This window comes from Larkinella soli (genome assembly GCF_003703975.1).
GTDB lineage: Bacteria > Bacteroidota > Bacteroidia > Cytophagales > Spirosomataceae > Larkinella > Larkinella soli.
Window position 1 is genome coordinate 109,717 of record NZ_QTJY01000019.1, and the last position, 13,289, is coordinate 123,005.

The 13,289-nt window shown below is 59.4% G+C and carries 11 protein-coding genes and 1 pseudogene; 6 read left to right on the plus strand and 6 right to left on the minus strand.

Annotated features, from left to right (window positions below):
* Nucleotides 1-221: 221 nt before the first annotated feature.
* The 4 genes from DX909_RS25400 (at nt 222) to DX909_RS25415 (ending at nt 4,427) form a co-directional block, all read left to right on the plus strand.
* Entirely contained in the window at nt 222-1,964 is a 1,743-nt protein-coding gene (locus DX909_RS25400; protein ID WP_128548050.1) for a sensor histidine kinase, read from the plus strand.
* 11 nt (nt 1,965-1,975) lie between these two features.
* The gene (locus DX909_RS25405) at nt 1,976-2,737 is read left to right on the plus strand and encodes a response regulator (protein ID WP_128548051.1); all 762 of its coding nucleotides are present in this window, start codon (nt 1,976-1,978) and stop codon (nt 2,735-2,737) included.
* A gap of 95 nt (nt 2,738-2,832) precedes the next feature.
* Nucleotides 2,833-3,627: a glycoside hydrolase family 16 protein gene (locus DX909_RS25410; RefSeq protein WP_229311188.1), complete on the plus strand. Its 795-nt coding sequence runs from the start codon at nt 2,833-2,835 to the stop codon at nt 3,625-3,627.
* A 68-nt stretch (nt 3,628-3,695) separates the two neighbouring features.
* Complete coding sequence (locus DX909_RS25415; protein WP_128548053.1) at nt 3,696-4,427, plus strand: DUF72 domain-containing protein; 732 nt, start codon at nt 3,696-3,698, stop codon at nt 4,425-4,427.
* Between the two features lie 10 nt (nt 4,428-4,437).
* On the opposite strand, the gene DX909_RS25420 is transcribed toward DX909_RS25415, so the two are convergent.
* From DX909_RS25420 to DX909_RS25430, 3 genes and pseudogenes are all read right to left on the minus strand, one after another.
* Nucleotides 4,438-4,737 (minus strand): DUF2442 domain-containing protein, encoded by a 300-nt coding sequence (locus DX909_RS25420; RefSeq protein ID WP_128548054.1) that lies wholly within the window; start codon nt 4,735-4,737, stop codon nt 4,438-4,440.
* A pseudogene (locus DX909_RS25425) lies at nt 4,737-4,946 on the minus strand (DUF4160 domain-containing protein); the annotation flags it as partial. The pseudogene DX909_RS25425 and the gene DX909_RS25420, both read right to left, overlap by 1 nt.
* A gap of 18 nt (nt 4,947-4,964) precedes the next feature.
* A complete protein-coding gene (locus DX909_RS25430) occupies nt 4,965-6,446 on the minus strand; it encodes a sulfatase family protein (RefSeq protein ID WP_206513049.1) in 1,482 nt (493 codons plus the stop codon).
* A gap of 80 nt (nt 6,447-6,526) precedes the next feature.
* On the opposite strand from DX909_RS25430, the gene gloA2 reads away from it, so the two are divergent.
* Nucleotides 6,527-6,916, plus strand: a complete 390-nt coding sequence (gene gloA2, locus DX909_RS25435) for an SMU1112c/YaeR family gloxylase I-like metalloprotein (RefSeq protein ID WP_128548055.1) — start codon at nt 6,527-6,529, stop codon at nt 6,914-6,916.
* On the opposite strand, the gene DX909_RS25440 is transcribed toward gloA2, so the two are convergent.
* The 3 genes from DX909_RS25440 to nagB all read right to left on the minus strand — a co-directional run bounded on the left by DX909_RS25440 (nt 6,845) and on the right by nagB (nt 11,721).
* Nucleotides 6,845-8,131, minus strand: coding sequence for an O-antigen ligase family protein (locus tag DX909_RS25440; protein ID WP_128548056.1), 1,287 nt, complete (start codon nt 8,129-8,131; stop codon nt 6,845-6,847). The genes gloA2 and DX909_RS25440 overlap by 72 nt on opposite strands.
* Nucleotides 8,132-8,485: 354 nt before the next feature.
* Nucleotides 8,486-9,637, minus strand: coding sequence for an acyltransferase family protein (locus tag DX909_RS25445; RefSeq protein WP_128548057.1), 1,152 nt, complete (start codon nt 9,635-9,637; stop codon nt 8,486-8,488).
* Nucleotides 9,638-9,762: 125 nt separating this feature from the next.
* A complete protein-coding gene (gene nagB / locus DX909_RS25450) occupies nt 9,763-11,721 on the minus strand; it encodes a glucosamine-6-phosphate deaminase (protein WP_128548058.1) in 1,959 nt (652 codons plus the stop codon).
* 292 nt (nt 11,722-12,013) lie between these two features.
* Here nagB and DX909_RS25455 point away from each other — a divergent pair, with 292 nt between their 5' ends.
* Nucleotides 12,014-13,045 carry a S66 peptidase family protein gene (locus DX909_RS25455; RefSeq protein WP_128548059.1) on the plus strand — a complete coding sequence of 344 codons (1,032 nt, stop codon included), beginning with the start codon at nt 12,014-12,016 and terminating at the stop codon, nt 13,043-13,045.
* The last annotated feature ends 244 nt before the right edge of the window (nt 13,046-13,289 follow it).

Sequence of the window (13,289 nt, forward strand, 5' to 3'; positions counted from 1 at the left end):
ATGGGGGGTGGTAAAATCGCAGGGAGAAAGGAAAGTATAAGAAGAGGTGGAAATAGTCGGAGCTAACTTTCAAATATCGGTGTTCCGTCCAGGCCTTCTGCCTCTGCCTCCACCAAGCCCGGTTTTTTCTTCACAAACCTGATGTTTCCCTGATCGGGTGAACCGGATACTCAACTTCCTTTTTGTTATTTTTACCGGTAACCCTCTGCCCACCAAACCCTATGTTCCCGGCCTTTCCCCGCTTCGTCAACTTCTGGCCCGTTTTGCTTCTGGGCTGCCGGCTGTCGGGGGGTGAGGCCCGGGCGCAGGAGCCTCCGCCGGCCCGCTCTGCCGCCCCCCTGACCGCAAAGCTTTATCTGAAGCTCGAAAAAACCCGGGCCGAATACCGGGATGCCCTCCGGAGCGGGGATTCGCTCCGGGTAGCGGAAGCCTGTTACCTCCTGGGGAAACGGTACAGTGCGCTCAGGGATGTTCTCACCGCCCAGCGCTGGTATTTTCGGTCGCTGCGCATCCGGGAGCCGCTCGGCTTTTCGGAAGGGATCGGGAAGACCTACCTCCGGCTCGCGGAAGATCAGGTTCGGCTCGGACACGCTCAGGACGCCCTGGTGTATGTCCGGCGGGCACTGGAGAATCACCGCCACGTCCAATCCGCCCACGGCCTGATGTCGTCCTATAACCTTCTTGGGGGGATTCATATGCTCCTTTTCCGGAACGGTCGGCCGCGGGCCGGGGTGTCGCCGGACAGTGCCCTGTATTATTTCCACAAGGCCGAGACGATGGCGCTGACGCTCCACCAGCCCCGCGACATCGCTCTGATTTACAACTGCATCAGCGATGCGTACCGGATGAGCGACAACCGGCGGGCCCTTGACTACCTGAACCGGGCGCTGCAACTTTTTACCCGGGAAAAGGATGCCTACGGGATGATCGAAGTCCACCGCCAGATCGCCGGGGTGTATCAGACGCTCCACCAGCCCGGCCAGGCCCTCCGGTCGCTGAAAAAGGCGCGGGAAGTGAACGAACGCCACCAGGTGGGCGACCTGATCCAGCTTCGGGAGATCGAACGGCTTTATGCAGAGAGTTACAAACAGACCGGCGACTGGCGCCGGGCGCTGAATCACCTCGAAAAGGCCCAGGGGCTGGAGTATCAGACCGCCCGGGCCGACCGGGAAGGGGCCATTGCCCGGCTGAGCATGGAGTACGAAAACGAGAAGAAGGAAGCCCGGCTCAGGACCCAGCAACGCGAACTGAACCTGCACGCTGAAACCCTGCGCACCCAGCGCCGGCTGACGGTCGCAGTGTCGGCCCTGTTCGCGATCACGGCCGGCATGAGTCTGGTCTTCTTCCGGCTGAACCGCCGAAACCGCCGGATCAGCCGGAGGAATGCCGAACTCGTCCAGGAGCAGAATCACCGGGTCAAGAATAACCTCCAGGTGGTTTCGGGGCTGCTGAGTCTGCAATCGAACCGCCTGTCCGACGAAGTGGCGAAACGGGCCGTCGGGGAAAGCCGGCTGCGCGTGCAGGCCATGGCCCTGCTGCACCAGCGGCTGTATGACGGAGAACGGCTGGTCGAGACCGATCTGACGACCTTTCTGCCCCAGCTCGTCGAAGGGGTCCTGGAAGCATACGGTCTCAACGACCTCCGGCCTACCTATCATCTGGAGCCGCTCTGGCTGCACGCCGACAAGGCCCTGCCGCTGGGGCTGATCGTCAACGAACTGGTTACCAACGCCTGTAAATACGCCTTCGCCGATCACCCCTCGCCTGCCCTCGCGCTGGTGGGTGAGACTTCGGGCGACCGCATCCGGATCGGCCTTTCCGACAACGGCCCCGGCCTTTCTCCGCGGAGCCGCGCAGATACGTTCGGGATGCGGCTGATCGACATTCAGGTCCGCCAGCTTAACGGAACCTATGCCTTCAGCAACAGGAACGGAACGGCTTTCACCCTTTTATTCAAACCATAACCCGACCTCCGATGGACCCCCTCCGTATCCTGATCGTGGAAGATGAAATGATTACGGCCATTGACATTGAAGAAAGTCTGCTGGATGCCGGCTATGTCGTCGGCGGAATTGCCAGAAACCACGACGAAGCCGTGGAGCTCATGAAGCGCGAATCACCGGATCTGGCCCTGATCGACATTACGCTGGACGGCCCCGTGGACGGCATTGCCACCGCCCGCAACCTACTCAGACACAAATGGATACCGATCATCTACCTAACGGCCCACTCGGAACCGGATACCTTTAACCGGGCCAAGGAAACCAACCCGGCCGCCTATCTCGTCAAGCCGTTCCGCCTGTCGGAACTGCCGCTCCAGATCGACCTGGCCATTCACAACTTCTATACGGGAAACCTGCCGGCCAAAGTCAGGCAGCCCGACCACCTCTTCCTGCTGCTCGGCAAAACCTACGTCCGGCTGTCGAAGTCGGATATCATTTTCATCGAAGCGGAACGCAATTATTCCCGGTTGTACCTGACCCAGGAAGGCCTTTCCCGAATTTATCCCAAGATGAAGGCCGACCAGAAGCTGACGAGCCTGACCATGAATCTGGGGTATCTCGCCCGCCACCTTCCGGACAACTTTTACCGACTTTCCCGCTCGCTGGTGATCAACCTGGACTTTATCGACCGGATCGATTCGGAGGAGATTATCCTGAAACATCACAAAATCCCCATTCCGACCGGAAGCCGCAAGGCCCTGCTCGACCGGCTGAACGTGATCAAAACCCGCTGACGGGATGGCGGGCGCTGCGGTTAAATCCGTACCTTCGCGGCAGAACGATCCCCCTTCCTGCCATGCCCTTTCTTTTTTCGCTGATCTGCTGGACGATGGCCGTCGGAATCCCGAGGGCCGTGCGGCCGGCCGCCGACTGGAAACTCGTCTGGGCCGATGAGTTCGACACCGACGGTCCGCCCGACCCGAAGAACTGGCGGTTTGAAAGGGGTTTTGTCCGGAATGAGGAATTGCAGTGGTACCAGCCCGACAATGCCCGCTGCGCCGGCGGCCTGCTCATTATCGAAAGCCGCCGGGAACGCCGGCCCAACCCCGACTACCAGCCGAACAGCACCCACTGGAAAACCAGCCGGGAGTTCATCGACTACACGGCCGCCAGCCTGCTGACGCGGGATCTGCACCAGTGGCAGTACGGTCGCTTCGAGATGCGCGGGCGAATCGACACCCGGGCCGGAATTTGGCCCGCCTTCTGGACGCTGGGCGTCGAAGGCGAGTGGCCCTCGAACGGTGAAATCGACATCATGGAGTATTACCGGGGCATGTTGCTCGCCAATGCGGCCTGGGGGACGGAGAAAAAATGGACGGCGGCCTGGAGTACCACCAAAACACCCCTCTCCTCCTTCAACGATGCGGAATGGTCGGAGAAATTCCACGTCTGGCGCATGGACTGGGATAAGGATTTCATCCGGCTGTATGTCGACGACCGGCTGCTGAACACGGTCGACCTGAGCAAGACCGTCAACGCCGACGGCTCCGGCAAAAACCCGTTTCGTCAGCCCCACTACCTTCTGCTGAATCTGGCCGTCGGCGGGCAGAACGGCGGTGATCCGTCGGCCACGGCCTTCCCGGCCCGATTCGAAGTGGATTACGTCCGGGTGTATCAGCAGTAGCTTACCGGCGCAAACAAAGCGGGAAATGGCGGGTTGAGTATACGTCTGAAGCGATCAGGCGCATCGTTATGAGCATCCACATCGGTACGTCGGGCTGGAGTTACGACCACTGGCAGGGCGTTTTGTATCCATTTCCCACCCCGGTTTCGAAGCGGCTGGGGTATTATATTCAGCAGTTCCGGACCGTCGAACTGAACAGCAGTTTCTACCGCTGGCCGAAGGAGTCGACGTTTGCGGGCTGGCGGGAGCGGCTGCCGGAAGAATTCCGGCTCACCGTCAAGGCGCCCCGCGGTCTGACCCATGCCAAAAAGCTGTATGCGCCTGAACAATGGCTGGAACGCATCAAAACGTGCTGGCATACGCTGGGCGAAAAACGGGCCATCCTGCTGGTGCAGCTGACGCCCCACCTGGCCTGTGACTACGGCCGGCTGGAGTATTTTCTCAGTCAGGTGCCGCCCTGGATGCAGGTAACCGTCGAATTCCGGCATCCGACCTGGCATACCGAAGCCATTTTCTCCCTGCTCGAACGCTACGGGGCGGCCTACTGCATCATGAGCGGTGCCAACCTGCCCTGCATTCTGCGGGCTACGGCCCCGTTTGTATACGTCCGGATGCACGGACCCGACACGCAGCACCTCTACGGCGGCTCCTATTCCGACGAGGACCTGCGCTGGTGGGCCGACCGCATCCGGGAATGGCAGGCATCCGGCCGCGAGGTCTACGTCTACTTCAACAACGACGGCGGAGGCAACGCCGTCCGGAACGCCCTGACGCTGAGAGCCCTGCTCGGTGTGGGCTGAAATGCTGCTCTCAAGCCCGGCCCACCAGCCGACTTTGCTGATACAGGACATCCGGGTCCAGATCAAGAGGGGCCGGCCGACGGCTGCCGTCATAATCGATCATCACCAGAAGGTCATCCCAGTAAAGGGTCCTTCCGTCGGTTTTCACCTGATTAAAAACCGCAGCATCCTGTAACTTCGAAATCTGGCTCTGCGGCTTTGAAGTAGCTATAATAGATTGAAGGTCAATCGCTCTCACTTCCCCCGTATTCCATAAACAGGTAACTTCATAAAGCTCTACCGAAAGAATCTGTTTAACGCGAGAAAGCATTATTCAAGAGGTTTTATTATATGAAAGCTGCCGATTTCCTGCCGTAAAAGATGATAGTTCTCCAATAATTCATCACGATGAAGCTCTACCCATGCCTGGGCTAAACGCTTTTGTTTTGTGGGGAGTTCGCCCTTGATTATCTCTCCGCTTTCAATGGAGATTAAGCCCTCCTGATCATTGTATTCTGCATGAAAATGAGGTGGTAAATGATCTCTGGCATACCTGTACTACTCAAACTCCCACTTGCTGATCCATAAATCCTTCGTGTTCTGCTGAAACTGCTTCAGTTTGGCTTGCAGGCGTTTGAGTTCGCCGGCGTAGCGGGGGTCGGCGGCCAGGTTGCGGGTTTCGTCGGGGTCGGCTTTCAGGTCGTAGAGCTCGAAGCGGGGGCGGTGCCGATACGCGTCGACGGTGCGTTTGCCGAAAGACTTCGTTCCGGATCGCAGAACCTCCTGCCAGGTGTAGGACCGGTACAGGTCGAGCGCCATCGGAAAAGGCAGCCCGTGAGCGAGGTTCCAGATCAGTTTATATTGCCGTTCCCGCACCGCCCGCATCGGGTAGTACATCGTCACCTCGTGCGCCGTGTGGGAGCCGAATACCTCGTCCCAGCCCCTGACGCCCTCCTGTTCCACCACGGCTTTGAACGACCGTCCGTGAAAACGCCCGCCCTGGATCGTTACCCCGGCGAAGTCCAGCAGGGTTGGGGTGATGTCGGCCCAGGAAATCATCGCATCCTGCACGAAACCCGGCTTTTGCGGTTTCGGCAGCTTGACGAGGCAGGGCAGCCGCATCCCCGGCTCGTAGAGGGTCGTCTTGGACCCGGGAAACGGGGCGCCGTTGTCCGACAGGTAGATGATCAGCGTGTTGTCGTACTTGCCGGTGGCCTTCAGCTGCTCGATCAGCCGCCCGACGCCCTGATCCAGCCGGCTGACCGACTGATAGTATTGTGCCAGTTCGGCCCGGGCGGCCCGCGTGTCCGGCAACCAGGACGGCACTTTCACCTGAAACGGCTGATAATACTCCTCATGCACCTGCGGATACCCGCCCGGCCGGTTACCGAAGGCATTGGGTTTGGCCCCGTCAAAGATCGGAGAGCCGTCGAGTCCGACGGTATTGCTGCGGTGCGGGTCGTCGGTGGCGTAATACAGGAAGAACGGCCGGTCGGAAGCCTCTTCAAAAAGCGGATAGCAGAGGTCGGCCATCGAGACGGGGCTGCGGCCGATGGACCCCGGGTTGTTGACGCCCCCGGCCTGAAGCACCCGCTGAAACCGGTACACCGACTCGGGGGCGACGTGAAACTTGCCGATCCGGGCGGTCCGGTATCCGGCCTGTTCGAGCAGCACGGGCAGCGACCGCACCGTATCGAAGGAGCGGTAATGATGCTGCTGATGCTCCAGCCCGTACATCCCGTTGGCGTGGTTATGCAGCCCCGTCAGCAGCACCGACCGGCTCGGGCTGCAGCTCGCCGTGGTGCAGAAGGCGTTCGTAAACCGGGTGCCCTCCGCAGCCAGCTGATCAATATGAGGGGTTTTTACGACGGGGTTGCCGTAACAGCCCACCGCTTCCCGGCCGTGGTCGTCGGCCACGATCAGCACGATGTTGGGTCGGCCGTCGGCCGACCTGGCGGTTTTTCGGACGGCAAGAAAACCGGGGGAGAGAACCGCCACTGCCGACAGAGCGAGCAGGGCGTAAAGAAGTCTGGACATCATGCCCTAAAGATGATACCGGCCGCCGAGTTTAGCAAGATGCGGTTTCAAAGCGTACCTTTGAGCCGCTTAACCCCTTCGTCATGCTTCAACTCAGCCGGATTCATCACATTGCCGTCATCTGCTCGGATTATGAACGTTCCAAACGGTTTTACACCGAAATTCTGGGGCTGGAGGTCGTTCAGGAGATTTACCGGGAAGAGCGCCGGTCGTACAAGCTGGACCTGGCCGTGAACGGACAATACGTCATCGAACTGTTCTCCTTTCCCGATCCGCCCCAGCGTCCGTCGCGCCCGGAAGCCGCCGGCCTGCGTCACCTGGCCTTCGCCGTAGCCGACGTGGCGGCCGCCAAAGCCGCTCTGGAAGCGCGGGGCGTTGCCGTGGAAGAGATCCGGACCGATCTACACACCGGCCGCCAGTTCACTTTCTTCGAGGACCCGGACGGGCTGCCGCTTGAACTCTACGAAGCCTGAAGTCCGCTCCCGGTACAGACCGTTGAGGAAGAACAGCGAGGAGAAAAAGGCGTAGAACACGATACCCTGCTGCCGTGCCAGCACATTCTCGGTAAAGAACGTAATCGAGAGAATCAGCAGCAGACTCACATACAGCCGGTTTTGCCACCGCATGGCCCGGACGAACTGCACCGTCAGCACCGCCAGGAACAGCAGCAGACCGCAGAGGCCGAACGACAGCCAGAGGTTCAGGTATTCGTTGTGCGTATTATAGGTCTGGAACGGGAAGTTGTACAGCCGGGAATACAGCTCATACTGAGCCGCCAGCATCCGGTCGAGATTCGAGGGGCCGACGCCGGTGAGCCAGTGGTCGGCCAGCAGCCGCAGGTCGATTTCCCAGATCATCTGCCGCATCTGGATTGAATTGGTAGCCGGGTTTTCACTGGGATGCAGCAGTGAGGAGATCTCGCTGATTCGCTGGCCGCTGAACGGAATGGACACGCAGGCGACCGACACGGCCAGGACCAGCACCCCCACGATGGGCGCCCAGACTTTCCGCTGAAGCCGGAACGTCCAGCCGTAATAGGCCAGCACCACCACCAGCGCAATGACGGGCGCTTTCGGCATGAGAGCCATCAGGAAAATGAACAGGGGGAACAGCACGGCCCCCAGCTTCCAGCCCTTCAGCGAGGGCACCCCGGCCGGCGTCATGAGCAGAATGGCCGCCGAGAAGCAGAGATAAATCCCCATGTAAGTGGGGTGAATGTCGAGAATTTCCTCAAAATACAGGCGGTATTGCACGTGGGAGTCCGGCCCGCCCGGATGCCGGCCGAACTTCAGCAGATAGCAGAGATTACCGACCAGACAGGCGCCCAGACAGCCGTACACAAAGTAAATCAGTTCACGGGAGAGGGTTTTCCGGGTTTGCGGATTCAGAAACAGAAGTGCAAACGGCATGATGAAGAGGCTCGCCCGCTTCTCCAGCTTGAAAAGCAGGTTCTGCCGGAATTCGTCGGGAGAGAACGGCAGCCAGGCCGCATACAGGAGAAACACGCTGCCCAGCAAAAGAGCCCAGCCGTAAGGCCGGAAACGAACGCCCTGCCTTTTATAGGTATCCCGGATGATCCAGAAGAGGCAGATTACGATGAATGAGAGTAACTGAAGCCGGTGTGGTATAAAAAAAGACACCATGATGAACCGGGCTAAATAGGAATCGCACTCCTTGACTATTTTCATTCACGTTGCTTTTACCGCGGGCCGGTGCCTGAAAGGTCTCTAAACCCTTGCAGGTCAGGCCATTTACCCGACTGCGTTAATACCATTTTTACTAAGACCCTATCGATGGAAAAGTAGTTGTAACCACATAGAGAAAGTTAGGGTAGGGCCTGGGTCAGGAGGGAATGACCGGTCGTTTGCCGCGACCGGTCTATAGTCGTAACGTGCTAAGGGGCAAAGTTGTTGCCCGGATGGTAGCATCCGCAACGTATTCTTACCGAATTGCCGAACAAAGCGAATGGAGACCGGCAGGACGCCGACAGTTCGGCGGGCCGTGTTCAAAGGCATCCGGCCGCCCCGGCCTGAGGGGCGTTTTTACACCTTGATGATGATTTTCCGGGAATACATCCAAAGCAGAATCCCGACCCAGATCAGGACGAAAGTCAGCGCCCCGGCCAGTGAAGCGGTGTAGGGGCTGTCGAAATACGGCACGAAAAACGTTTGGTACATCCACTCTTTCGCACCCACCTCCTCTCCGCCGGGCATCGGCACCCGGATGAGGTTCAGGATGCGCGGGATCAGCCCCGACAGGAAGAAAACCGTGATGGCGTTGACGCCGAACGCCACGAAGGGCCGCGCCCAGCGCCGGTAGCCCTGCACGTCGACGAGCCAGTAGGCGAGGGCCAGAAACTCCATCGCCAGCCCGGCCGTCAGCAGCACGAAGGAGCTGGTCCAGAGGGATTTGTTGATCGGGAAAAAACCGTTCCAGACGTAGGAGCCGACCGCGAGCAGAAACCCGGCCACAAACAGCCGGGCCACCTTTTCGGCCTCGGGGCGCGGGCTGCGCAGCAGCGTTCCGGCCAGCACGCCGATCAGCCCCGAGGCCACGGCAGGCACCGTACTCAGGAGCCCTTCCGGGTCCCAGACTTTGGCCGAAGCCCACAGATGGCCGCTCAGCAGCGTCCGGTCGAGCCAGGCACCGAGGTTGGTTTCCGGCTCCAGACTGGGGGCACCTACGCCCGGGACCGGCACGAGCGTCATCAGCAGCCAGTAACCGATCAGCAGCGCGGCCGTGATGCGGATCTGGGTCCGGGTATCGGTATACAGATAAATCAGGGCCGAAGCCAGGTACACCAGCGCAATCCGCTGAAGAACTCCGGGGATGCGGACGGTGGCGAAATTAAAGTGCGGAAACAGGTTCAGAAACAGCCCCAGCGCGAACAGCGTCAGGCTCCGCCGGACAATCTTTGCCGTCACGTTCCTCCCGGCCGAACTCCCGTCTTTCCGGAGGGCATACGAGATCGACACCCCGACGATGAACAGAAAGAAGGGAAAGATCAGGTCGGTGGGTGTCCAGCCGTGCCATTTGGCGTGCAGCAGCGGAGCGTAAACGTGCCCCCAGTCACCCGGATTGTTCACCAGAATCATGGCCGCCACCGTAACGCCCCGAAACACGTCGAGGGACAGCAGCCGGGCGGTGCCCTTCGCTTTGGGGGATTCGGTGCGGGCCGGAACGGTTTTTTGCATCGGACGGAACAGAAGAGAAGCCTAAAGCTATAAAAACCGGCCCGGAACGGCAAGAAGCAAAGAAAAGCCGCCGGGGTGTCGCATCCCGGCGGCTTTTCCCGTATGGAAAACCGGTTTGATCCGGATCAGAACTTCCAGCGAACGAAGGCTTCCATGGCCTCGTACTCGGCCAGACCCAGGCTGTTGTACAGTTCGGCCGTGCCCCGGTTGCGTTCCTCGGCCCGCTGCCAGAATTCCCGGCCGTCGGTTCCCTGGTAAACCACCCCGTCTTTCTGCGACTGGTGTTTGAAGATGCCAAGGCGTTTGCGCATCACCTGATCCGGCGACATCGGTACCGCCATCTCGATCTCGTGAATGTCCCACTCGGCCCAGGCGCCCCGGTAGAGCCATACCCAGCAGTCTTTCATGAAATCGCGGTCTTTCAGCCGGCGAACGGCCTCCATGACGGCGTCGAGGCAAACTTTGTGCGTTCCGTGCGGGTCGGCGAGGTCGCCGGCTGCATAAATCTGGTGCGGTTTGATCTTCTCGATGACGTCCATCACCACCTGAATGTCTTCCTCACCCAGCGGTTTCTTTTCCACCTTCCCGGTTTCGTAGAACGGCATGTTCAGGAAGTGGGCGTTTTCGACGGGGATACCGACAAACCGGCAGGTGGCCTTAGCTTCCCCTTTCCGGATCAGCCCCTTGACGTACCGCACCTCTTCCGTATCCATTTCGCTGTCTTTCTTCTCGCGCAGGAAGTCGGCCGCGTCGCGGAAAATCCGGGTGGCTTCCGGGCTGTCGATGCCGAACTTCTCGTTGAAATCCACCACGTAATCCGCAAACCGCAGGGCTTCGTCGTCGGCCACGGCAATGTTACCGGAGGTCTGGTAGCCCACATGGACCTCGTGGCCCTGGTCGTGGAGCCGCTGGAAGGTCCCCCCCATCGAGATGATGTCGTCGTCGGGGTGGGGGCTGAAGATCAGGCAGCGTTTGCTCGCCGGCAGCGCCCGCTCGGGACGGTTGGTGTCGGAGGCATTCGGCTTACCGCCCGGCCAGCCCGTAATCGTATGCTGTAACTGGTTGAAAACGTCGATGTTCAGGTCGTAGGCCTGACCCACCTGCGCCAGCAGGTCGCTCATCCCGTTGTCGTTATAATCCTTGTTGGTCAGTTTCAGGATGGGTTTACCGAGCGTCCGCGACAGCGAGGTAACCGCCTTCTTGATCATGCTGTTGTTCCACTCGACGGCATCGACCAGCCACGGCGACCGCATCCGGGTCAGTTCGTGGGCCGCCGCCGTGTCGATGACGAACAGCGTGTTGGGGTGCGTCTGCAGATAGGAAGCCGGCACCTGCTCGGTCACGGTTCCTTCGACGGCGGCACGGATCACCGGCGCCTTGCGTTCCCCCCAGGCCAGCAGCACCACTCGCCGGGCGTTCAGGATGGTGGAAACACCCATCGTAATAGCTTTCTTGGGTACTTTCGCCAGCCCGCCGAAATCCATGGAGGCAGCCGCACGCGTCGAGTGGTCGAGCATCATCAGACGGGTGTGCGAGTTGATCAGCGAACCCGGTTCGTTGAAACCGATGTGCCCATTACCCCCGATGCCGAGCAGCTGGAAGTCCAGCCCGCCGTAGGAAGCGACCTTCTCCTCGTAGGCCCGGCAGAAATCCGCCACCCGGTCGTAGGGGATCGTTCCGTCGGGAAGGAAATAGTTGCCTTCCGGAATGTCGACGTGGTCGAACAGCTGCTCCTTCATGAACCGGACGTAACTCTGCAGCGAGTCCGGTTCCATCGGGTAATATTCGTCGAGGTTGAAGGTGACTACGTTCTGAAAACTCAGGCCGTCGGACCGGTGCAGCCGGATCAGTTCGGCGTATACCGTCTTCGGAGATGATCCGGTGGCCAGCCCCAGAACACAAAGTTTGCCCTCCTTTTGCTTTTCGCGGATCAGGTCGGCAATTTCGTGAGCCACCGCCCGGGAAGCGTCCTTGGCGTCGGCGTAGATGTGCGTCGGTATTTTTTCGTACGTAATGGCCGACTGAACCGGCTCACCTGGTTTGCGCCCCGACTGGCTTTCGAGAAGGGAAGGTTCCGAAATCATAAGGATTGGTAAGAGTATGATGCGTGCGGTGCCGCAAAATTCGGCATACTTGTCCGGAACACCAATACGTATTTTAAAATATTTTAAAAATTTAAAAACCGGCCTTCAGCGTACGGCGGGATGCAACGCCGTACCCCGTTTCGTCCTATTTCATCATAATTTATACAAATCTCAAAAAAACGGTCAATTTTATCGGCGTCGTAATTTTCTTTTTTACCGGTTCGGGCTACTCGCTGCTGTTTTCACCCTCCGGTATTTTGGTTATTTTGGCTCCATAACCGGTTTTTCGACCATGCCTTCCCGCCGAACCTTCCTGAAATCGTTGCCGGCCGCTGCCGCGACGGCCGCTGTCGTTCCCGCCCTCCCTTCGCCGACGCCCCCGCTCAAGCCACCCCGCCTGAAAACCGGCGACACCATCGCCCTCGTCGGGCCGGCCGCACCCGCCTTCAATCGGGAAGAGGTGCAGATCAGCGTGGAATCACTTCAGGCACTGGGGTTTAAGGTAAAAATCGGCCGGCACGTCTTCGACCGCTACGGCTATCTGGCCGGAACCGACGCCGACCGGGCCGCCGACCTGAACGAGATGTTTGCCGATCGGAACGTCCAGGCCGTCATGGCCATGCACGGGGGCTGGGGATGCGCGCGCCTGCTGCCCCTGCTCGACTATGCCGCCATCCGAAGAAATCCGAAAATCCTGGTCGGGTACAGCGATATTACGGCGTTGCTGCTGGGCATCCACGCCCAGACCGGACTCGTGACGATGCATGGGCCGGTCGGGTCGGCCACCTGGAACCCCTTCACGGTCAATTATCTGCGGCAGTTGCTGATCGACGGGCAGGCCGTTCTGATGGAAAACCCGCGCGACAAGGGCGACCTGCTCGTCCAGGTGGAGGACCGGGTCAGTACGCTGCATCCGGGAAAGGCCCGGGGCCGGCTGCTGGGCGGCAATCTGACGGTCCTGAGCCATCTGATGGGATCGAAATACCTGCCCGACTGGCGGGGCAGCCTGCTGTTTCTGGAAGACGTCCGGGAGGATATTTACCGGATGGACCGGATGATTACCCAGCTCAAACTGGCGGGCGTTCTTGATCAGATCAGCGGGTTCATATTCGGGAAATGCACGAACTGCGACCCCGGCGGCAGTTACGGCTCTCTCACCCTGGAGGACGTTTTCCGGGACCATATTCTTCCGCTGAAAAAACCCGCCTACGCCGGGGCCATGATCGGCCACATCACCCACAAATTTACGGTTCCGCTGGGTGTGGAGGCCGAAATGGACGCCGAAGCCGGCACCATCCGGCTGCTGGAACCAGCCGTGGTCTGAATAAAAAAACCGTCGGCCGGTAGTTCGCCTTCGAATTTTTTATAAATTTTGTATTCCAGTCGATTACATGGTTTCGGCATCGACTCATTATAAGGTGTCGAAAGCATCATAACCCTGAATCCTGACCATGAAACTTCAACTCATAGCGGTCGGCGGGCTGACCGTGGTGGTTGCATTGCTCCTTTCTTCCTTTTTCGGTGTCTTTGAGGAAAAGGTGGACTTCAATACGCAGGTCAAACCCCTT

Bases quoted from the DNA above. Each gene is read 5' to 3' on its own strand.
- DX909_RS25440 (WP_128548056.1), bottom strand. From the start codon at position 8,131: ATGAAAATAGTCAAGGAGTGCGATTCCTATTTAGCCCGGTTCATCATG.
- DX909_RS25415 (WP_128548053.1), top strand. From the start codon at position 3,696: ATGAGCATCCACATCGGTACGTCGGGCTGGAGTTACGACCACTGGCAG.
- DX909_RS25445 (WP_128548057.1), bottom strand. From the start codon at position 9,637: ATGCAAAAAACCGTTCCGGCCCGCACCGAATCCCCCAAAGCGAAGGGC.
- DX909_RS25455 (WP_128548059.1), top strand. From the start codon at position 12,014: ATGCCTTCCCGCCGAACCTTCCTGAAATCGTTGCCGGCCGCTGCCGCG.
- DX909_RS25405 (WP_128548051.1), top strand. From the start codon at position 1,976: ATGGACCCCCTCCGTATCCTGATCGTGGAAGATGAAATGATTACGGCC.
- DX909_RS25420 (WP_128548054.1), bottom strand. From the start codon at position 4,737: ATGCTTTCTCGCGTTAAACAGATTCTTTCGGTAGAGCTTTATGAAGTT.
- nagB (WP_128548058.1), bottom strand. From the start codon at position 11,721: ATGATTTCGGAACCTTCCCTTCTCGAAAGCCAGTCGGGGCGCAAACCA.
- DX909_RS25430 (WP_206513049.1), bottom strand. From the start codon at position 6,446: ATGATGTCCAGACTTCTTTACGCCCTGCTCGCTCTGTCGGCAGTGGCG.
- DX909_RS25410 (WP_229311188.1), top strand. From the start codon at position 2,833: ATGGCCGTCGGAATCCCGAGGGCCGTGCGGCCGGCCGCCGACTGGAAA.
- DX909_RS25400 (WP_128548050.1), top strand. From the start codon at position 222: ATGTTCCCGGCCTTTCCCCGCTTCGTCAACTTCTGGCCCGTTTTGCTT.
- gloA2 (WP_128548055.1), top strand. From the start codon at position 6,527: ATGCTTCAACTCAGCCGGATTCATCACATTGCCGTCATCTGCTCGGAT.